General features: G+C 41.0%; 21 protein-coding genes. 17 read left to right on the top strand and 4 right to left on the bottom strand.

What is annotated here, in order from left to right; genetic code table 11:
• Positions 1–100 precede the first annotated feature (100 nt).
• The 16 genes from ACWIWK_RS00765 (at position 101) to ACWIWK_RS00840 (ending at position 14,152) form a co-directional block, all read left to right on the top strand.
• A complete protein-coding gene (locus ACWIWK_RS00765; protein ID WP_454149951.1) occupies positions 101–949 on the top strand; it encodes a carbon-nitrogen hydrolase family protein in 849 nt (282 codons plus the stop codon).
• 20 nt (positions 950–969) lie between these two features.
• Entirely contained in the window at positions 970–1,665 is a 696-nt protein-coding gene (locus ACWIWK_RS00770; protein ID WP_454149953.1) for a biotin--[acetyl-CoA-carboxylase] ligase, read from the top strand.
• A gap of 29 nt (positions 1,666–1,694) precedes the next feature.
• Complete coding sequence (locus tag ACWIWK_RS00775; protein ID WP_454149954.1) at positions 1,695–2,477, top strand: ParA family protein; 783 nt, start codon at positions 1,695–1,697, stop codon at positions 2,475–2,477.
• Positions 2,477–3,355, top strand: coding sequence for a ParB/RepB/Spo0J family partition protein (locus tag ACWIWK_RS00780; RefSeq protein WP_454149956.1), 879 nt, complete (start codon positions 2,477–2,479; stop codon positions 3,353–3,355). Before ACWIWK_RS00775 ends, ACWIWK_RS00780 begins: the two co-directional genes overlap by 1 nt.
• Before the next feature lie 67 nt (positions 3,356–3,422).
• The gene (locus ACWIWK_RS00785; RefSeq protein ID WP_454149958.1) at positions 3,423–3,848 is read left to right on the top strand and encodes a FoF1 ATP synthase subunit B'; all 426 of its coding nucleotides are present in this window, start codon (positions 3,423–3,425) and stop codon (positions 3,846–3,848) included.
• Between the two features lie 21 nt (positions 3,849–3,869).
• Positions 3,870–4,397 carry a F0F1 ATP synthase subunit B family protein gene (locus tag ACWIWK_RS00790; RefSeq protein WP_454149960.1) on the top strand — a complete coding sequence of 176 codons (528 nt, stop codon included), beginning with the start codon at positions 3,870–3,872 and terminating at the stop codon, positions 4,395–4,397.
• Complete coding sequence (locus ACWIWK_RS00795) at positions 4,397–4,918, top strand: F0F1 ATP synthase subunit delta (protein ID WP_454149962.1); 522 nt, start codon at positions 4,397–4,399, stop codon at positions 4,916–4,918. The genes ACWIWK_RS00790 and ACWIWK_RS00795 overlap by 1 nt, the downstream gene beginning before the upstream one ends.
• A gap of 20 nt (positions 4,919–4,938) precedes the next feature.
• Positions 4,939–6,453 carry a F0F1 ATP synthase subunit alpha gene (gene atpA / locus ACWIWK_RS00800; protein WP_454149964.1) on the top strand — a complete coding sequence of 505 codons (1,515 nt, stop codon included), beginning with the start codon at positions 4,939–4,941 and terminating at the stop codon, positions 6,451–6,453.
• Positions 6,454–6,471: 18 nt separating this feature from the next.
• Complete coding sequence (gene atpG / locus ACWIWK_RS00805; RefSeq protein ID WP_454149966.1) at positions 6,472–7,374, top strand: ATP synthase F1 subunit gamma; 903 nt, start codon at positions 6,472–6,474, stop codon at positions 7,372–7,374.
• 15 nt (positions 7,375–7,389) lie between these two features.
• Complete coding sequence (gene atpD, locus ACWIWK_RS00810) at positions 7,390–8,787, top strand: F0F1 ATP synthase subunit beta (RefSeq protein WP_454149968.1); 1,398 nt, start codon at positions 7,390–7,392, stop codon at positions 8,785–8,787.
• A gap of 10 nt (positions 8,788–8,797) precedes the next feature.
• Positions 8,798–9,190, top strand: coding sequence for an ATP synthase F1 subunit epsilon (atpC, locus tag ACWIWK_RS00815; protein WP_454149970.1), 393 nt, complete (start codon positions 8,798–8,800; stop codon positions 9,188–9,190).
• A gap of 67 nt (positions 9,191–9,257) precedes the next feature.
• Positions 9,258–10,679 carry a hypothetical protein gene (locus tag ACWIWK_RS00820; RefSeq protein WP_454149972.1) on the top strand — a complete coding sequence of 474 codons (1,422 nt, stop codon included), beginning with the start codon at positions 9,258–9,260 and terminating at the stop codon, positions 10,677–10,679.
• A 140-nt stretch (positions 10,680–10,819) separates the two neighbouring features.
• Entirely contained in the window at positions 10,820–11,389 is a 570-nt protein-coding gene (locus tag ACWIWK_RS00825; protein WP_454149974.1) for a MotA/TolQ/ExbB proton channel family protein, read from the top strand.
• 14 nt (positions 11,390–11,403) lie between these two features.
• A complete protein-coding gene (locus ACWIWK_RS00830; RefSeq protein WP_454149976.1) occupies positions 11,404–11,811 on the top strand; it encodes an ExbD/TolR family protein in 408 nt (135 codons plus the stop codon).
• Positions 11,812–12,576, top strand: a complete 765-nt coding sequence (locus ACWIWK_RS00835) for a TonB C-terminal domain-containing protein (protein WP_454149978.1) — start codon at positions 11,812–11,814, stop codon at positions 12,574–12,576.
• The gene (locus ACWIWK_RS00840) at positions 12,569–14,152 is read left to right on the top strand and encodes a glycosyltransferase family 2 protein (RefSeq protein WP_454149980.1); all 1,584 of its coding nucleotides are present in this window, start codon (positions 12,569–12,571) and stop codon (positions 14,150–14,152) included. Before ACWIWK_RS00835 ends, ACWIWK_RS00840 begins: the two co-directional genes overlap by 8 nt.
• Positions 14,153–14,160: 8 nt before the next feature.
• Here ACWIWK_RS00840 and ACWIWK_RS00845 read toward each other — a convergent pair whose 3' ends face one another.
• Genes ACWIWK_RS00845 through ACWIWK_RS00860 form a run of 4 tightly spaced genes read right to left on the bottom strand, consistent with a single transcriptional unit; the run spans position 14,161 to position 18,259 of the window.
• Complete coding sequence (locus ACWIWK_RS00845) at positions 14,161–15,579, bottom strand: glycosyltransferase family 2 protein (protein ID WP_454149982.1); 1,419 nt, start codon at positions 15,577–15,579, stop codon at positions 14,161–14,163.
• Between the two features lie 39 nt (positions 15,580–15,618).
• Positions 15,619–16,302 carry a hypothetical protein gene (locus ACWIWK_RS00850; RefSeq protein ID WP_454149984.1) on the bottom strand — a complete coding sequence of 228 codons (684 nt, stop codon included), beginning with the start codon at positions 16,300–16,302 and terminating at the stop codon, positions 15,619–15,621.
• Between the two features lie 36 nt (positions 16,303–16,338).
• On the bottom strand, positions 16,339–17,571 hold the full coding sequence (locus ACWIWK_RS00855; protein ID WP_454149986.1) for a hypothetical protein: 1,233 nt from the start codon (positions 17,569–17,571) through the stop codon (positions 16,339–16,341).
• Positions 17,572–17,581: 10 nt separating this feature from the next.
• Positions 17,582–18,259 (bottom strand): CinA family protein, encoded by a 678-nt coding sequence (locus ACWIWK_RS00860; RefSeq protein ID WP_454149988.1) that lies wholly within the window; start codon positions 18,257–18,259, stop codon positions 17,582–17,584.
• Positions 18,260–18,350: 91 nt separating this feature from the next.
• Between ACWIWK_RS00860 and ppk2 the strand changes: the two genes are divergently transcribed.
• The gene (gene ppk2, locus ACWIWK_RS00865; protein ID WP_454149990.1) at positions 18,351–19,370 is read left to right on the top strand and encodes a polyphosphate kinase 2; all 1,020 of its coding nucleotides are present in this window, start codon (positions 18,351–18,353) and stop codon (positions 19,368–19,370) included.
• Positions 19,371–19,469: the final 99 nt, after the last annotated feature.

Here is a 19,469-nt window from a genome sequence, read left to right on the forward strand (position 1 = left end):
TTGGATTTTGGTTTGTTTTTAGCGTTCTTTTTGTAACATTATAATACAATAGTAGGCTAAAATCTCATCTCTTAAAGCAACTTACTTAAAAAGGATAGGTATGAATATAGCTCTTTTACAAACAAATACGATACAAGATGTTGCACGCATTGAGCAATATGTGCAAAACTGCGCTAAACAAGAAGTGGATTTGATATGTTTGCCTGATTATGTTTTTGCGCCATTTTTTGCGCCATTTCAATCGAACGCCACTTTTAAATATGACACACACTACAACGCACAAATCATACAAAACATACAAACATTAAGTAAGACATACAAAATGCGATTCCTTGTGCCATTAGTCGTTGGTGAAGCGGTATTAAAAAAACACACAAAGGCTCTACATTGCACGACAAAAGATTCTAAAACGACCAAAAGCACACTGCCAAAACTCTACAAAGTCCTTGTGCTTGTAGATTCTAAAAATATTACAATATATACACAACAGAAACTTATGGGCTTTGCGCATTGGAATGAACGCGCGATTTTCGCAAATCCAAAATCAAAAACTCTGCACTTGCCACTAAGTTTTGAGTGTGGCGGGCTAAAGATTGGCGCGCTTTTTGGCTTTGAGCTTCATTACGATGCACTTATGCTAAAGATGAAAACACACAATTATGATTTGCTTATCGTGCCAACCGCAAGCACTTTTGAGACACATTTGCGCTGGCGAAGTCTGTGTAAAATGCGTGCATTTCTAGCCTCTAACGCGCTTGTGCGCGTGAATCGTGTGGGAGACGAATGTATCGATGGACATAATTGGAAATTTTATGGCGATAGTTTGTTTGTCAATGCCTATGGGGAAATCGAAGATAGTTTGCAAGATTATGAGGGCATTATGATTGTAAGTGTGGAAAAAAGCGATATTGATAAAGCAAAAGAATTATGGGCGTGGAATAAGTTTTAGATTAGAGGCAAGGGCGCAAAATGGAGCTTTTAGAATACGAGGAGTTAGAATCTACGCAAATATTTTTGGTGAATTGCATCAAAAGTGGAGAGTTAGTCGCCCCCATTTGTATAACTTGCAAGATTCAAAGCAGGGGCATTGGCTCAAGAGGCAATGTGTGGGAAAAAGTCCCAAATGCGTTGTATTTCTCATTTGCCATTGACAGAAATGCCTTACCGCAAGACTTGAAAATAGAATCTACATCTATTTATTTTGGATTTTTATGTAAGCAAGAGCTCGCGGAGCTTGGCTCAAAAGCGTGGTTAAAGTGGCCTAATGACATCTATGTAGGGGATAAAAAAATTGGTGGAGTGCTTAGCACCATTGTCAAAGACAGCTTGTGTAGGGAAGTTATCGTATGTGGAATAGGGATAAACCTGCATAATCAGCCACACAGCAACAATGACTCAAATAAAAATGAAGTTGGACGATTTTGCACTTTGGAGAAGGGAGCAAGCCAAAAAATCGTGCCACGCGAATTTGTTAAGAAATTTTGCGAAAATGTAGAAAAAAAGCTTTTATGGAAGCAGATTTTCAGCTTATATAAGTTAGAATTTCAAAACAATTTAGCTTTTAACTTTCATCATAATGGCGTGCGAATGTCATTTGAGGGAGTTAAGTTGTGCGAGGACGGCGCATTAGAGCTAGATTCTCAAAAAATCTATAGCTTTAGATAATCCCACATTTTTTATTTAGGAGTTACACAATGAGTGAAGTTATCACTGTCGCCAATCAAAAAGGTGGCGTAGGAAAAACAACAACAGCGGTTAATTTGGCGGCAAGTTTGGCTTGTTCAAACAAGCGTGTTTTATTGATTGATTGCGACCCACAAGCAAATGCAACAACGACATTTGGCATTCGTAGAAGCGAAGTCCAAGCAGACATATACCACGTTTTAAGTGGTTCAAAAAAGCTCTCTGAAGTGCTTATCCAAAATGAAGATATAGAAACTTTGCACATTGTGCCATCAAACATTAGCCTTGCTGGATTTGAAAAGGATTTCTACAACAAAAAATCTGCCCAAAGCATTTTGCGCCATAAAATTGAAGAGGTGCGCGGGGAATATGATTTTATCATTATCGACTCGCCTCCCGCACTTGGTGCATTAACCGTGAATGCGCTGGTGGCATCAGATTCTGTAATCGTGCCTATTCAATGCGAGTTTTACGCGCTAGAGGGTTTGGCGCAGTTACTTAATACGGTGAAAGTCATCAAAGACACAAGCAATCCTGATTTAAGCATTCGTGGCTTTTTGCCGACAATGTATTCCACTCAGCAAAACCTCTCAAAGCAAGTTTTTGATGATTTATTGCACCACTTTGAAAAACATTTATTTAAAAATGAGGACAAGGAATTTATCATTGTGCCAAGAAGCGTAAGACTAGCAGAATCTCCAAGTTTTGGCAAGCCTATAATGCTTTATGATGCAAAATCTAATGGCTCTATGGCATATCAAAACCTCGCAGAATTTATCTTGCAAGGCGCGTAATGGCAAAGAATCGTGGGTTAGGCAGGGGGCTTAGTGCCGTATTTGGCGAAGTCTCCCAAGAGTATGAAAACAATCTCAACGCTCAAAATGAACTTGTGCTTGATTTAAGCATAGAAAACATTAAACCCAATCCTCATCAACCTAGAAAAACCTTTGAAGCAAGTAAGCTCCAAGAGCTTGCAGATTCCATTAAGGAGCACGGGTTACTTCAGCCTGTGGTCGTGCAAGAAGGTGAGGGTGGCGAGTATATTTTGATTGCGGGTGAGCGGAGATTACGAGCAAGCAAACTTGCAGGATTAAGCAATATTCGTGCGGTGCTTTTAGATTCTGATGCGCAAAAAAAATTGCGCGAGCTTGCACTCATTGAAAACATTCAGCGCGAGGGACTAAATCCCATTGAGCTCGCACAATCTTACCAAGAACTCCTGCAAGAATATAACATCACCCAAGATGAACTCGCCTCAAGGATTAAGAAATCACGCCCACAAATTGCTAATACACTCGGGTTGCTTAAACTTGAAAAATTTGTCCAAGACTGCATAATAGAGGGGAAAATCACGCAAGGACACGCCAAAGTCCTTGTAACCCTTAGCCCTAAAGACCAAAAACTTATGCTAGATTCCATACTTGGGCAAAAGCTAAGCGTGCAAGAAACAGAATCATTGGTAAGAAACATTAAAGACACGCAAAAATCACAAGAATCAAAAAACCCATCTAAAAAATCTACCCCCACAACTATCAATCAATCGCTTTTAAAACAAGCGAAAAATATGCTTGCTGAAAATGATTTTAAAGTAAGTGTAAAAAATAATCAACTTTGTATTACATTTAGCAAAAATGTAGAAATTGAGTCTTTTATTGCGAAAATTTCACATTAACTACTTACAAAAACTGCTAAATTTGTTACAATCAACTAAATCTTGGATATTTTACAAGGAGAGATAAATGGGAATATCAGTAAATCCACAACTTATGCTTTTAGTGTTTGTGTGCTTTATCATACTGCTTGTCCTGCTTAATCAATGGCTGTATAAGCCTTTGTTAAACTTTATGGACGAGCGTGATGCGATGATAAACAAAGATTTGCACGACATCAAAGGGAGCACTCAGCAAATTGCCGAGATTGAGAAGCAAATCGCCGAAGTTTTGGGCGAGGCACAAAAAGAAGCAAAAGCCATCATCGATAAAGCCACTGCCCAAGCAAGGGCACTCTCGGAATCTACGATAGCACAAAAAAAGCAAGAGTTAGATTCTAAAATGGTCGAGTTTCATAAAGAGCTTGCCAACGAGCGTGAGAATCTTAAAAAAGAGCTCTTAAGCCACATTGGTGAATACAAGCAAAGTATTCAAGCAAAATTACAACAAATCTAAAATGCAGTCAAGGAGAAAGTGATGAAAGAGGGTGTGAGAAAAGTTTTTTTACTTAGTGTATTGCTTGCCTTGCCTAGCGTGGCGTTAGCATCTGGTGGGTTTGAGGAGAGCGACTTTGTCGTGCGACTTATCAACTTTGTGCTGTTTTTTGCGATTTTGTTTTATCTCACATTTGGCAAGATTAAGGCTATCTTTGTCAATCGCAAGAATAACATTATCAATCAACTACAAGAAGCGCAAAACAAACTAAAAGCTGTGAGCAAGGATAAAGAAAACGCACAAAAAAGACTAAAAGAAAGTGCAATTAAAGCAAAAGAAATTATCGAAAATGCCAAGCGTGAAGGCGAACATATCGCACAAAAAATCCAAGAACAAACCAATGCGCAAATCCAATCAATGATAAACACAATGGAATCTAATATGGAGTTTGAGCAAATCCGCGCCAAAAGAGAGTGTGTGGAGGAAATCTTAAGTGATGTGATGTATTCAAAAGACATAAAGTTTGACAATAAAGATTATGTCAATATCATTACAAAAAGGATTGCCTAATGATAGCTAAGAAATACACGAAAGCCATTTTAGAGAGCTTCTCAAATAATGAAGTTCAAGAAATCATTGACATTTTATCAAAGCTCAATAAAGCACTAGAGGATAAAAAAGTCGCTGAGTGCATTAACTCGCCATTCATCGACAAAACACAAAAAGAACAGCTCATTTTAAGTGTTTTTGATAAATTGGAGCAAAAGTTTGAAAACCTACTTAAGGTTTTGGTTGCAAGCGATAGAATCTGCCTAATCCCAGAGATTATCAAAGGCTTAGAGAAAAAGCTCCTCGCAGACAAAAAGCAATTTGTAGCGATTTTGAAAATCAAGCAAGAGCTAGATTCTGCGACATTGCAGAGCATCGCTAAAAGTCTTTCTACTAAACTCAATGCCAATCTTGATGTGCGCCAAGAAAAGGCCTCCATTGAGGGCATTAGACTTAGCGTGGAGGACTTGGGCGTAGAGATTGCGTTCTCAAAAGAGCGTTTTTTAGGGGATTTGACAAATCATATCCTCAAAGCAATTTAATCTAAACATAAGGAGAAACAATGGTAGCAAAGTTAAAGTCAGAAGAGGTGAGCTCGATAATCAAAGAGCGCATTGAAAATTTTAATATCAATGTGGATATTAGTGAAACAGGCAAGGTTGTTTTGTATTCTGATGGCGTGGCGAAAGTCTATGGACTTAATAATGTTATGTATTATGAAATGGTGGAGTTTGAGACAGGCGATATTGGACTTGCTTCAAGCTTAGAAGAATCAAGTGTCGGTGTCGTGGTGCTTGGCAGTGGTAAAAACATTAAAGAGGGCACTTCAGTAAAGAGGTTAAAGAAACTTATGAAAGTGCCTGTCGGCGATAGTGTCGTGGGACGCGTGATAAACACTCTTGGTGAAGCCATCGATGGTAAGGGCGCGATAGAATCTAGCGAATATCGATTTATAGAGGAGAAAGCCCCGGGCATTATGGCAAGGAAGTCTGTGCACGAGCCATTGCAAACAGGACTAAAGGCTATTGACGCTCTTGTGCCTATCGGTCGCGGACAAAGAGAACTTATCATCGGCGATAGACAAACAGGCAAAACCACTGTGGCTATGGATACTATCATCAACCAAAAAGGGCAAGATGTGATTTGTATCTATGTAGCAATCGGGCAAAAGGAATCCACAGTCGCCCAAGTGGTGCGCAAACTTGAAGAGCACGGCGCGATGGAATACACCGTGATTGTGAATGCCCCTGCCTCATCTTCTGCGGCGATGCAATTTATCGCTCCTTATGCTGGAGTAACCATTGGAGAATACTTTAGAGATAATGGCAGACACGCGCTTATCATTTATGATGATTTGAGTAAGCACGCTGTGGCTTACCGCGAAATGTCTCTTATCCTTAGGAGACCGCCCGGACGCGAGGCATTCCCCGGTGATGTGTTCTATCTGCACTCTCGATTGCTAGAGCGTGCGGCTAAGCTTAGCGATGCGCTAGGAGCTGGCTCTTTAACTGCATTGCCAATCATTGAAACACAAGCGGGTGATATTTCTGCGTATATTCCTACCAATGTGATTTCGATTACTGATGGGCAAATATTCCTCGAAAAAGACTTGTTTAACTCTGGTGTGCGCCCCGCTATCAATGTGGGCTTATCTGTTTCTCGCGTGGGTGGTGCGGCGCAAATTAAGGCGATTAAGCAAGTTTCTGGTAATTTACGCCTTGACTTGGCGCAATACAGAGAACTTCAAGCGTTCTCACAATTTGCTTCAGACCTTGATGAGATTAGTCGTAAGCAACTTGATAGAGGACAAAGGATGGTTGAGATTCTCAAACAACCTCCATATTCACCTCTAGCAGTTGAAAAGCAAATTGTTATGATTTTTGCTGGCGCAAGAGGCTTTTTAGATGATGTAAGTGTGGATAAAATCGGGGAGTTTGAAAATAGCCTTTATCCATTTATCGAGGCAAAATATCCTAAGGTCTTTGAGGAAATTCGTGCGAAAAAAGCCCTAGATAACGACATAGAATCTACACTCAATAACGCACTCAAAGAGTTTAAAAGCACTTTTGTAGGCTAAAATAATAAGGAGTATGCAATGGGTGGGAATCTAAAGGAGATACGAAGAAAAATCACAAGCGTGAAAAATACGCAAAAAACCACGCGCGCAATGAAGCTTGTCTCCACTTCAAAGCTCAAAAAGACCGAAGAGCTCGCAAGACGCTCTAAGGTCTATTCACAAAAGCTCAATGAAGTTTTTGATGATATTGTGCGCAAGGTTTTGATTAAGGGAGTGGAAAATATCAATAGCAAATACTTTTTGGGCTCTAAAAGCAGAGACATTAAAAAGATTGATATTGTGTTTATCACTGCGGATAAAGGACTTTGTGGCGGATTTAATCAAGCTACAATCAAAGAAGTATTGCGTTTGATGAACTCTTATAAAGAGAAAAATATCAAGGTGCGTCTGCGAGGCATTGGTAAAAAGGGCATTGGGTTTTTTACTTTCAATGATATTGAGGTGCTTGATAAAGCGATAAACCTAAGCTCAATGCCTACTTATGAGGGGGCAGCGAACTTTATTGGCAATGTCGTGCAGGACTTTTTAGACGGACTTACTGATGAAGTCATCATCGTGCATAATGGCTTTAAAAATATGATTTCTCAACAACTAGAATCTCGTGCTTTGCTTCCGCTAACTATAAACATCGATACAGAGCAAGTAAAGCAAGATAACGCAATCCTTAATATAGAATCCGAAGAGTCAGAAGATGTCGTGCTCGACCAACTTGCACAAAAATACATCGAATACAATATGTATTACGCGCTTATAGATTCTCTGGCTGCTGAGCACAGCGCACGCGTGCAAGCAATGGATGCTGCGACAAACAACGCTGGGGATTTGGTTAAGAGTTTGAGTATTTCTTACAACAAAGCACGCCAAGAGGCTATCACAACAGAGCTTGTTGAGATAAACGCTGGTGTAGAATCAATGAAATAAAACAAAGGAGAACAAATGCAGGGCAAAATTATTCAGGTTATGGGACCAGTGGTTGATATGGAGTTTGATTCATATCTTCCTTTTATCAATGAAGCGGTGGATATAGACTTCCAAGTTGAGGGGCGCAAAAATAAACTTGTGCTTGAAGTAGTGGGACATCTTGGTGATAATCGTGTGCGCACTATCGCTATGGATATGACAGAGGGCTTGACACGCGGACAGGCTGTAAAAGCGCGGGGCAAAATGATTGAAGTGCCCGTAGGCGAGCAAGTGCTAGGAAGAATCCTTAATGTAACAGGCGATATTATCGATGGTGGCGAAGAGCTAAAGACTGATTTAAAATGGCCTATCCACCGCGAAGCACCGAGCTTTGATAACCAAAGCACAAAGACTGAAATCTTTGAGACAGGCATTAAAGTTGTTGATTTGCTTGCTCCTTATTCCAAAGGTGGTAAAGTTGGATTGTTTGGTGGTGCTGGTGTGGGTAAGACGGTGGTTATTATGGAGCTTATCCACAATGTGGCGTATAAACACAGCGGTTATTCCGTATTTGCTGGTGTGGGCGAGCGCACAAGAGAGGGGAACGACCTCTACCACGAAATGAAAGAAGGTGGCGTGCTTGACAAAGTGGCTCTATGCTACGGACAGATGAACGAGCCACCTGGGGCGAGAAATAGAATCGCCTTTACAGGACTTACAATGGCAGAATATTTCCGTGATGAAAAAGGCTTAGATGTGCTTATGTTTATCGATAATATTTTCCGTTATGCGCAATCTGGTGCAGAAATGAGTGCGTTGCTCGGCAGGATTCCATCGGCGGTGGGCTATCAACCGACACTTGCAAGCGAAATGGGCAAGCTCCAAGAGAGAATCACCTCAACCAAAAAAGGCTCGATTACTTCGGTCCAAGCGGTGTATGTGCCAGCTGACGACTTGACTGACCCAGCTCCTGCGAGCGTGTTCTCTCACCTTGATGCGACTACCGTGCTTAATAGAAAGATTGCTGAAAAGGGCATTTATCCAGCGGTAGACCCGCTAGATTCCACTTCGAGAATCTTAGACCCACAAGTCGTAGGCGAAAACCACTACAATGTCGCCACAGAAGTGCAGCAAATCTTACAAAAATACAAAGATTTGCAAGACATTATCGCAATCTTGGGAATGGACGAGCTCTCTGAGGAGGACAAGCAAACCGTAGATAGAGCGCGCAAGATTGAGAAGTTCCTTTCTCAGCCATTCTTTGTGGCAGAAGTCTTCACAGGCTCTGCGGGCAAGTATGTAACGCTTGAGGAGACATTAGAGGGCTTTAAGGGAATCTTAGAGGGCAAATACGACCATATCCCTGAAAATGCGTTTTATATGGTGGGCAACATTGGTGAAGTGCTAGAAAAAGCAGAGAAACTCAAAGCATAAAGGCAACGCTATGGAACATTTGGAATTAAGTATCATCACGCCCTATGGTAAGATTTATGATGGTAAGGTAGCGTGGGTGGTGATGCCGGGCTCTCAAGGCGAGTTTGGTGTATATCCCGGACACTGCAACTTGCTCTCCACACTTAAGACAGGTGTCGTGGAGCTAGAGAGAGCAAATGGCAAGACAGAGCTTATAGCTATAAATTGGGGCTATGCCGAAGTCTCACCACAAAAGGTGAATATTATCGCCGATGGTGCTGTCTCTATCAGCGGAAGCACGCAAGATAAGATTGCTAGCGCGATTGAAGATGCTAAAAAGCTCTTAGAGGAAGCAAGTAGCGATACTGTGGCTATGGCTTCTGTCGTATCGCGTATAGAAAGCACCGTAAAAAGCAAGCTCTAAGGCTTGCTTTTCCACACTTAAAGAAACAAATGTAGCTAAACAAATTTGTCTTATTTAAGGATTTGAAATGCTTAAATTACCCCCCCCCCCCCGCACGCGTGTTTTAACGCTTGTAATCATTTGTTGTATTAGCATATTTTGCGCGTGCAATGCACCACAAACCCCACAAGATTCCATTGACACAATGATACAATCCCACGCCAATGCGCTAGAGAAATTTAGCGAGGGATTGAAAAAGCCAAAAGTCATCGCCATTTCAGATATTGCAAACTACACGGGTGAAGCCATTGATATACAATCACTCATCGCCAAACTCAAACTCGCCCTTTCACAGAACCACAAAATCACCTTTAGTAGCGCGGTGGGCGGGAGTGGGGCGAGTATAGACACAATGATTAAACAATCTCGCAAACTACGCGATAATGCGGAGTTTAACCCCTACACGACTAAAGAAAAGGGCGAATTGCTCGCACCTGATTACTCCCTCTCTGGCAAAATCACTAAAGTAGCGGGTGGGTATGAGTTTCTCCTCACTTTGAGTGATTTAGGCAGGGGAGTGGAAGTGTGGAGTAATATTGCAAGATTTCATACAATTCCTAAAATGACAAAGAAGACTATGAGTAAAGAGGAGGAAGCACTCCAAAATTGCTTACAAAATGGCATTGAAGATTCTGTATGTAAAGAACTTACAAAAACTATTATGGCACTATACAAAGATGGCAAGGATTTCGATGACCTATGGAAAGAATCATTTGATAAGTGTTTTGAAGAAAGTAATGCAAATGCGTGTAAAGAAGGAAAAGAGCTTGCAAAAACATTCATAAAATTCTTTGAACTCTCTGAGGAAGTGGCAAAAGAGTATCCTTCGCTAGCTAATAAAGAGGATTCTCCATTTGGAATATTCAACCAATGCGAAAAGGATACAGAATGTGCCTCATTTATGAGTATGCTTTACGCTCTTGCTGAGCGCGACAAAGAAGCCATAGCTCTTGCTAAAAAGGCAAAAATTTCTACTGAAATCTTTCACAATATTGGAAGATTACTCTATGAAATAATTGGGGAGGATTATGATAGGGTGATATTATATTTCAAACTTGCTTGCAATGGGAGAAACTCTTCTTGTGTCAATTTAGCTTTTATTTACAATGAGAAACAAGATTATTTCAACGCCAACAAAATTAACAACACATTATGTCAAAAAGCTACTAATGGAATAATAAAATCAAGTGGCTGTTTTGGCATAGGATTAGCATATCACAAAGGTGAGGGTGCGCGACAAGATTTTATCAAAGCGATGGAATCTTACAAAAAAGCGTGTAATTTGAAACACGCAGGCGCGTGTAACAATATAGGGCATCTCTATGATGCTGGACTTGGTGTAAGGCAAAATTACCCTCTTGCCAAACAATACTATGGCAAAGCGTGCGATTTAGGCGAGCAAATGGGCTGTGATAACTATAAACTTCTCAATAGTTTTGGTGTCCCTTAAAAATTCCCATAATTTTTTAAGCAAGACACATCGAACCCAAACCAAAAAAACACAACAAAATCCCGCAAAAACACACCAAAATTACAATTTAGATTCTATAATTCCACATAGCAAATTTATCATCACTCAAGGAAGTGCCAATGGATATTTTCGTTTCGTTTATTACCAAAAGCTCTGTTCCCACGCTCATAGTCATTTTTTGGCTAGCAGTGTATCTTTTTATCACGCTATGGATTTATATTTATAAAAACTTCAGTCTCAATGATTGGCTAAACAACGAAAATACCAACCTAGAGATTCTCATCGCTAGCCCGCACACTCTGCCACAAAGCAAAATCTTGCAAGTCATCACCCAAAACTACGATACGACTAGATTAGATTCTAATATCTTAAGCATTTGGAAAACGCGCGCACTTCAGCAAGCGACAAAAGGCTTAGTGATTCTTAGCATTATCGCCTCCACCGCGCCATTTATCGGGCTTTTTGGCACGGTGGTAGAGATTTTAGAGGCGTTTTCGCACCTAAGTGGCGGGGGAGTGAGCTTTGATATTATCGCGCCTATTATTTCAAAGGCACTCGTGGCTACGGCTTGTGGGATTCTCACTGCTATTCCTGCGTATTCATTTTACTTACTGCTCAAGCGCAAATCCTACAACCTAAGCGTATGTATCCAAATGCAAATAAACCTTATCCTAAGCGCGCAACGATAACCTTAAGGGCAAATATGAATGAGGAAAATGACGAATTAGGATTAGATGATAAGCCAGAGCTTAATATCACGCCACTTGTCGATGTGATGCTCGTGCTTTTGGCGATTTTGATGATTGGGATTCCCACCGTTACTTACCAAGAGGACATCACTCTACCACGCGGGAGTAAAAGCAAAAAGTTAGAGCGCGATTCTATCATCGAAGTGCGTGCCACCGTGGATAAAAAAATCTTTGTGCGCGATGAAGTGTTTGATTATTTTAGTTTCGCAGATAACTTCACGCTTAAATCTGCTCGCCTTGATAAATCGCTCCCTGTATTTATCCGTGCGGATAAAAATTTGCGTTATGAAGAAGTGATGACTATATTAAAAGTGATTAAAGAAGCTGGATTTTTGAGGGTTTCGCTCGTTACAGGAGGGTAGATGCGAAGGTATGAGATGCGCGAGCGCAATGACTTTTTGCTTTTTGTTTCTAGTGGAATGATTGCGTTTTGCCTAATGGCATTACTTGCTTTTGGGCTTTTTGCTGGATTAGTTCTCGTGCCTACCAAATACGCCTCCATAAGCGAAAGTGCCATAACCATAGAATCTATCGACCTCCAAGCCTACCTCGATATAAGTAAAGAGACACAACCACAAATACAAACTCCCAAAAACAATCCGCTTGAAGGGCTTGGTGTGAATGAAATGTTTGAAAACATCGATAGTGATAACGCGCCAAAGAGCGAGGAAATCGCAGACAATAGAGAGAAAATGGCGCAAAACACTGACACTCAAAAGATCCAAGAACTCATCGAGCAAAGTAAAAATATACAAGAACGACTCAACGCAATGGATACTATCGCTATCACAAATAGTCAAGATTCCAATGAGGGCGAGTTTGATGAATATTACGCACAGATTCAACAAATTTTCCAAAAACAATGGGACAGCAATAAAACCTTTTTGCCACCTGATTTGGTAGGCGTGGCACTTATCCACATTAACGAAAAAGGTGAAATGACTTATAGCGTGAAGCGATATAGCCAAGATAATAGCTTTGATAGCACGCTTGATTCTGTGTTGCGCTCGCTTAAGGATTATCCATTTCCTCCGCCTAAAAAGACGCGTAGCATTGACATTCAGTTCAAAAGCAATATAACCAAAAATCGCTCTAACACAAATGCTGGAATCACACCAAATGAATAACCCCGCTAAAATTTCAGTCTGCATTATCGTAAAAAATGCCCAAGCCACGCTAAAAGAGTGCTTAGAATCTTTGCGCGAATTTGATGAAATCATCTTGCTCGATAATGGGAGCACTGACGCCACACTGCAAATCGCGCAGGATTTTAACGCTACTTATGGCAAATTGCACATCAAACAAAGCGAGTTTATCGGCTTTGGTGCGCTAAAAAATCTCTGTGTGAGCTATGCCAAAAATGAGTGGATTTTAAGTCTAGATTCTGATGAAGTGCTAGAATCTAGCGCGTTAAGCGCAATCAAAGCCCAAAATCTAGAGCCAAACCAAATCTATGCTATAAGTCGCAAAAATCTCTATAAAGGCGAGTGGATAAAGGCGTGCGGGTGGAGTCCAGACTTTGTATGGCGGATTTTTAACAAAAACTTCACGCGCTTTAATGAAAACATTGTGCATGAGAGCGTGATAATCCCGCCAAACGCACAAAAGATTCGCTTGCAAGGGCACATCAAACATTATGCGTGTAGTGGAATCGCGCAGTTGCTTGATAAATTGCAACGCTACACTAGCCTATATGTCGAGCAAAATTACAACAAAAATAATCCCAAAAATATCTCAATGTCAAAGGCGATTGCGCGTGGTTTGTGGGCTTTTGTGCGAAGCTATTTTTTGCGAAAAGGCATTTTTTATGGTTACAAAGGCTTTGTGATAAGCCTATGCAACGGACTTGGGACATTTTTTAAATACGCAAAATTATATGAAATAACTCACGCGCCCCCCCCCTATGCCACTTCCTTAATCGTTACTACTTACAATCAAAAAGAGCGATTAGCGTTAGTTTTGGATTCACTCCGCGCTTTGAATCCCCTCCCCAAAGAAGTCCTAATCGCCGATGACGGAAGCAAGGCAGACACGCGCGAAGTCATACAATCTTACGCGCAAAATTTTCCCTGCGAGTTGCGCCATATTTGGCACGAGGATAAGGGCTTTCGCGCCGCTCATATTCGTAACCGCGCAATAGAATCCGCAAAAGGCGAATATATCATCATTATCGATGGCGATATGATTGTCGATTCGCGATTCGTAGCGGAGCATTTGCGATTTGCACGGCGTGGCGTGATTTTGCAAGGCTCACGCGTGATTTTACGCGATGGCGAAACCACGCAGATTTTAGAATCTAAAAACTATGCTTTAGCTTTTGATTCGCGCTCTTTGAAATCCACGCATTGCGATTTTTTGGCGCATTTGATTTATGCCACTTCCAAAACCACCGCCAAAATTTTTCACAAAAAAGAGCTGATAAAAGGCGTAAGAAGTTGCAATATGAGCTTTTATAAGCGTGATTGCGAGGCGATAAATGGCTTTAACGAAGAGTTTGTCGGCTGGGGGCGCGAGGATAGCGAGTTTGTCGCAAGGTTTTTGTTTAATGGCGGAGAATTACGGCGCGTGAAATTTAACGCTATCGCCTATCATCTCTACCACGCAGAAAACCCCCGCACAATGCTAGAATCTAACCACAAAATCTACCTAGACGCAATAAGCCACAAAAGCAAATGGGCAAAAATGGGTTTGCAAAAGCCATAACAAAAGGGCTAAACCAAATACCTAATATTTGTAATATGGGCGAGTTTTTTTGGTTGGCGGTGCAAATCTTTGAGGAAATGCCACCACACCAAAATCTTAGGGAATTTAAGCGTTGCAAGCATTGATTGTATCCCTAATGTATCTTTTGAAAGCGGGATTTTAAAGACTTTCATCGCATAGCCTAAAATCACGCTACTAAAAAACCGCTCATAACGCTCTCTAAATTCTGAATCTTGCCCGCCATTTTGCGATAGCTGCGCCTCATAAAATCCCCAAATGATAAAGCCTAGTCGCACAAAGCAATACGCCCTAAAATACTCTCGCAAAGATTTATAATCGCTAAAATCCCCCCGCAACGGCTCTAAAAAGCTAGGGATTTGTGCGGGGAAAGCAGCTTGCTTTTGGACATTGATGATAGAAGTGGCGCGCTTGCGATACACATACAACCCCTCATTTACATAAGCGACTTTGTGAGCGAGGCAAAATAGCAATGTCCCAAAGTCGTGGTCTTCGTGGTAGATTCCCTCTGTGTAGCGCAAAGCATAGCGGTTTAAAATCTCCGCTCTAAAGAGCCCTTGCGGCGAGAAATAAAAATCATAGATTTTGTTTTGCGCGAGTAGCTCTAATCCCGTGTCATACTCGTTTTGTTTGAGTTTGGAGAGATACGCGCCTTTTGTGGATTGCTTGGTGGTATCATCATATTCTAGCCAATTATGCACGGCAATGTCTAAACCCCCTTTAAGCAGTCTTGCCACGCATTTTTGTATGCAATCCTTTGTGATTATATCATCGCTATCTACGAAGTGAATAAGCGCGTCTTTTGGCAACTCTTGGGTGATAAAGCCATTTATGCGCTCCAAATCGCTTTTGATGAAATGTGGCGTGATTTGGGTGAAATGCGCGTCTAACTCTTGCGCTGTAATTGTTTTGTAAGTTTTGGTAAATGTGTGGGTTTGAGCGAGGGATTTTATTTCCCTATTTATTGCGGATTTGCTTTCCTCTACTTCCCCCTCACTTGCATAAGATTTTTGTTCGCAATCTATTAAGCCCCCTCCCTTGCGGATGGGGTTTGGGGGTGGGTTTAGCTCTGTGGAATTTAATGTGGATTCTACCCTCCCCTTAAGCCCTCTCTCCGCAAAGGGATTTTGTATTTCAAAAAACTCTCGCAACGCAGAGCCTTTGATACACTCAAGCCCAAAGTTTCGCGCTGTGGCTTGTCCTCCATTTGGCTTACTTATCACAAAAATGCGTTTATCTTGCCTAGCAAAATCTAGCGCAATGTCTAAACTCTCATCACTGCTTCCATCATCAACTAAGATAATGTCGAGATTCTCATAGCTTTGCGCCATCACAGAATCTAAACATTCTTTGAGATAGGGCGCGACATTATAAATAGGGATAATGATAGAGACAAGCGGGGTTTGCATTAAGATTCCTTTATAAAATAGAATAATTATAGTGAAATTTTAGCACGATGTGTTTGTGATTTTCCCATTTGGTAAGACACAAATATCTTTATATAGTGTGTTTCGCACTACACGGATTTGGAATCCACTTGGCAATGGCGTTGGAATCTTCGCACAAAAGCTCCGCCCAAAAGAATCAAAATAGAGCCTCGCCGTATCACGCTCGATACAAACATTGGGCGCGTAAATTTGTAGATTCTCCACATTTATGCTCTCTGCTAATCGTGCTTCAAAAAGCGCGTTATTTTTGCATTCCGTAGAAATATTTGTGTTGTTATATCCACTTATGCACCGAGAGCTAAAGTCTTTAGCGATAATGTCTCCTGCCATAGGACGAGAATCAAAGTCCGTGCTCTTCGCTGCTCTTGGCGTATCGATAAACACAGAATAACTAAAAGTCGTATAAACTTGTCTGCCTAAGTGAAGCTGAAACTGCCATAGTGCATTTTTGGATTGAGAGAGGAGACGCCCTTGGTGGATTGCTGGATAATTTTGAGCAAGAGTGTGTATGTGCGAAGTGTGTAAAAAATGGCGATTGTCGCTAAGTGCGAGAATCTGAGCGTGCTGAAGGTGGTGATGGAGTGATTTTTGTGCGATAAGTAGGTTTTGGTTTTGACTAGGTAAGGCAAAAGCATAAAAAATCGCGCAAATACTAAACACAAAAGCAAATTCAAGCAAGTTCATTTTTTGTCCCCTTTTGCGTGCAATATCATTGCAATATCATTGTGCAAAATCAACAATCTCATACGCCATAATGATTCTCCCTAAGTATTCCACAGTGATTAGTTGCTCTGGTAAGACTTTATCCACGCTTGCCACATCAATAGAGCGCAAGATTCTTAGCGAGTCATTACTAATGCCATAAAAGCGCAACTGCATACCAATGCGATATTCATCTGCTCGGATAGAATCAATGCCTTTTTCCCGTAGTTTTTCAGCAATTTCTTTGCCATAATAATATGAATGCGCGAAATGTGTCTTCACAGGGAAAAGATACAAAAACTTGTTGCCATATAAAATCGCACTTTGAGCGAATGTAAAAAACAAAACAATCACCAAGCGCATAATATATGGGCGTCTAAAGAATCGCAATCGCACACGAATATCGCTAAGCATTTTTTTGATTGCCACAGGGATACAAAATACCCCCAAAGGCAAAAATGTCTGTAAATCTACACTTTGGCGAATGGATAAAAGAAGCACAAAAACGATTGCCACAAGGCTTATGATTCCCATTAAATCGCTACCTCTGCGTAAAGAATCAATAAGCGCGTAAAGACTATACAACAAAAGTAATGGTGAAAACAAAAAAACAAGATTCCCTAAAGTTTCGACAAAATAGTTTTGCGGACGCCCACCAATGCCAAGCTCAAAGATATTCATATTTACCCCAAAGCACATAAGAGCAAAAAACATATACGAAGTGTTTTTGTTTTTCATCGCATAAAAAAACAAACCTAAAAACAAAATACTAAAACTTTGGTCGATAAAAATGCTAATGGCAGGCAAAAAATACGCATTTTTCTTAAATTTCACCTGCCACAACACGCATAAAAGTGCGATGAAAATCACCAAATTACTTTTGGAAATCAAAATGGAGTTAAACATAAGACCGGGCAAAAACATAAAGGTTAGTGCGCAAAGCACACTATCATAGGGCTTTTTAAAATAATCCAAACAAATCACATAAAACAGCACTACATTGATACTATGCAAGCACAAAAATGGCGCGCGCAGAGCAAAATCATCGCCACCAAAGTTTGTATGCGCAAATCTTGCTACCTTAAAAAGCACTTCATCACTATAAAAAAGCCCAAATACTTCCTTATGATGCACGCTAATTTCATTGATATTAAAGAGCAAACTTGCAATGTAGGCAAGCAAAATGCAAACAAAGACAATATGGGCTTTGATAGGACTTTGTGTCGAAGTTGGCAAAGAAGCACTTGGCATATCACACCCATTAAATATGGCGTAATAGTAATGCTAAAGCATTTTGCGCGCTAAGATATTGGATTTGTGCTCGAGGGAGATTCCCAAAGTTGCATTGCTCTATGATAGCACGCTCGCCCTTTTGCTTCACGCCGATAAACACAAGTCCCACAGGTTTGTGCTCGCTCGCACTTGGTCCTGCCACACCACTTGTAGCAAGCGCGAAATCCGCACCACTCACGCGCAAGATTCCCTCACACATTTGCGCTACGACTACTTCGCTTACCGCACCAAATTGCATTAAACTTTGAGAATCTACGCCCAAGACACGCTCTTTAATGTCGTTAGCATACGCGATGATTCCACAATCAAACACTGCCGATGCGCCACTAATGCTTGTAAGCTGATGAGCCAAAAGTCCGCCTGTGCAACTCTCTGCAATGCCTACTTTTTGTTCGCTCTTGGTTAAGGTGCGCACCACTGCTTCGCCTAGATTCCCTGCAATGAGCTTTTGTCCAAATATCTTGCAAACCTCATCAAAAAATCGCTCCACGCTTGTGCAATCTGTGTCATCTTGTGGCACAGCATATAAAAGCAAGGCACGAGATTCCAAACGCACACCATACTTGCTCGCATAAGGAGAAAGGAGCAACACGCAATCTTCAACATCAAAGCCAAGCAAGATAAACTGCCATTGTGTAGATTTCATACACCACCTTTATATCAAATGCGCAATTATGACAAAAAAACTAAAATTTATGGTAGCATTATTGGCATATCAAATTACAAAAGGAGGCAGTATGTCAAAAGACAAGCAATTGGTCATAAGACCTGAGAACGAAAAAGATATACGAGATGTGTATCGTAAGAAAAATGGGCGAATGAAAGAGGAATTTTACCTTGATGAGCTAGAAAAGCTCCAAATTGAGCTTTGTAAGCTCCAAAGCTGGGTAAATGAAAAAAAGAAAAAGATTGTCATCATCTTTGAAGGGCGCGATGCAGCTGGGAAAGGTGGCACAATCAAGGCATTAAGAGACCATTTAAATCCTAGAGGATGCAGAATCGTAGCACTTCCTAAACCAAGCGATAGAGAAGCCACAGAGTGGTATTTCAAACGCTATATCTCTACTTTGCCAAGCGGTGGTGAGATTGTCTTTTATGATAGAAGTTGGTATAACCGCGCTGGAGTGGAGCGCGTAATGGGCTTTTGTAGCGTGGAGCAGTATAAAGAATTCATCACACAAGTCTCAAATTTAGAGCAAATGCTCATAGCAAGCGGGACAATGATTTTTAAATATTTCTTAGATGTAGGCAAAGAGGAGCAAAAACGCAGAATCTCTCGCCGTAAAACTGACCCGCTACGAATGTGGAAACTAAGTCCTGTCGATGATAAATCACTAGGGCTTTGGGACGAATATACAGAAGCATTTGAAAAAATGTTCGCACGCACACACACACATTTTTGCCCTTGGGTGATTGTCAATACTAATGATAAAAAGCGCGCACGCATTAACATTGCCCGCGACCTTTTAAGCAAAATCGATTATGATGGCAAAGACCAAACAAGCGTTTGTATGCTCCCTGACCCACATATCGTATGGCAATACTCTGAGTATCAGCGACACAATAGCGACCCGACACAAGACATTCTCAAGCAAATAAAAGAGGAGAAAAAAGAAAGGGAAGCGCGAAAAGCAGAGAAAAAGCGCGAAGAAAGCAAGAAACAAAAAGAAGTAAAAAGGGCAAGTGTCCCCACACCAAAGCCATCTGCGCCAAAGCCAGCTCCAAAGCCTAAAGATTCAAACAACACACAATCTTAAGGCTTAGGCGGGGAATCTCCCCTGCCTAACTTATCCCCTCATAATTCTTAAAATTTCACAAAATTACAATATTTTAAAGCATTGGCGTTCATTATGAAA

This window comes from Helicobacter sp. 23-1048 (assembly GCF_053654545.1).

What these genes read in the sequence shown, in the direction of transcription:
- ACWIWK_RS00765 (WP_454149951.1), top strand. Translation starts at nt 101, where the DNA reads ATGAATATAGCTCTTTTACAAACAAATACGATACAAGATGTTGCACGC.
- ACWIWK_RS00770 (WP_454149953.1), top strand. Translation starts at nt 970, where the DNA reads ATGGAGCTTTTAGAATACGAGGAGTTAGAATCTACGCAAATATTTTTG.
- ACWIWK_RS00775 (WP_454149954.1), top strand. Translation starts at nt 1,695, where the DNA reads ATGAGTGAAGTTATCACTGTCGCCAATCAAAAAGGTGGCGTAGGAAAA.
- ACWIWK_RS00780 (WP_454149956.1), top strand. Translation starts at nt 2,477, where the DNA reads ATGGCAAAGAATCGTGGGTTAGGCAGGGGGCTTAGTGCCGTATTTGGC.
- ACWIWK_RS00785 (WP_454149958.1), top strand. Translation starts at nt 3,423, where the DNA reads ATGGGAATATCAGTAAATCCACAACTTATGCTTTTAGTGTTTGTGTGC.
- ACWIWK_RS00790 (WP_454149960.1), top strand. Translation starts at nt 3,870, where the DNA reads ATGAAAGAGGGTGTGAGAAAAGTTTTTTTACTTAGTGTATTGCTTGCC.
- ACWIWK_RS00795 (WP_454149962.1), top strand. Translation starts at nt 4,397, where the DNA reads ATGATAGCTAAGAAATACACGAAAGCCATTTTAGAGAGCTTCTCAAAT.
- atpA (WP_454149964.1), top strand. Translation starts at nt 4,939, where the DNA reads ATGGTAGCAAAGTTAAAGTCAGAAGAGGTGAGCTCGATAATCAAAGAG.
- atpG (WP_454149966.1), top strand. Translation starts at nt 6,472, where the DNA reads ATGGGTGGGAATCTAAAGGAGATACGAAGAAAAATCACAAGCGTGAAA.
- atpD (WP_454149968.1), top strand. Translation starts at nt 7,390, where the DNA reads ATGCAGGGCAAAATTATTCAGGTTATGGGACCAGTGGTTGATATGGAG.
- atpC (WP_454149970.1), top strand. Translation starts at nt 8,798, where the DNA reads ATGGAACATTTGGAATTAAGTATCATCACGCCCTATGGTAAGATTTAT.
- ACWIWK_RS00820 (WP_454149972.1), top strand. Translation starts at nt 9,258, where the DNA reads ATGCTTAAATTACCCCCCCCCCCCCGCACGCGTGTTTTAACGCTTGTA.
- ACWIWK_RS00825 (WP_454149974.1), top strand. Translation starts at nt 10,820, where the DNA reads ATGGATATTTTCGTTTCGTTTATTACCAAAAGCTCTGTTCCCACGCTC.
- ACWIWK_RS00830 (WP_454149976.1), top strand. Translation starts at nt 11,404, where the DNA reads ATGAATGAGGAAAATGACGAATTAGGATTAGATGATAAGCCAGAGCTT.
- ACWIWK_RS00835 (WP_454149978.1), top strand. Translation starts at nt 11,812, where the DNA reads ATGCGAAGGTATGAGATGCGCGAGCGCAATGACTTTTTGCTTTTTGTT.
- ACWIWK_RS00840 (WP_454149980.1), top strand. Translation starts at nt 12,569, where the DNA reads ATGAATAACCCCGCTAAAATTTCAGTCTGCATTATCGTAAAAAATGCC.
- ACWIWK_RS00845 (WP_454149982.1), bottom strand. Translation starts at nt 15,579, where the DNA reads ATGCAAACCCCGCTTGTCTCTATCATTATCCCTATTTATAATGTCGCG.
- ACWIWK_RS00850 (WP_454149984.1), bottom strand. Translation starts at nt 16,302, where the DNA reads ATGAACTTGCTTGAATTTGCTTTTGTGTTTAGTATTTGCGCGATTTTT.
- ACWIWK_RS00855 (WP_454149986.1), bottom strand. Translation starts at nt 17,571, where the DNA reads ATGCCAAGTGCTTCTTTGCCAACTTCGACACAAAGTCCTATCAAAGCC.
- ACWIWK_RS00860 (WP_454149988.1), bottom strand. Translation starts at nt 18,259, where the DNA reads ATGAAATCTACACAATGGCAGTTTATCTTGCTTGGCTTTGATGTTGAA.
- ppk2 (WP_454149990.1), top strand. Translation starts at nt 18,351, where the DNA reads ATGTCAAAAGACAAGCAATTGGTCATAAGACCTGAGAACGAAAAAGAT.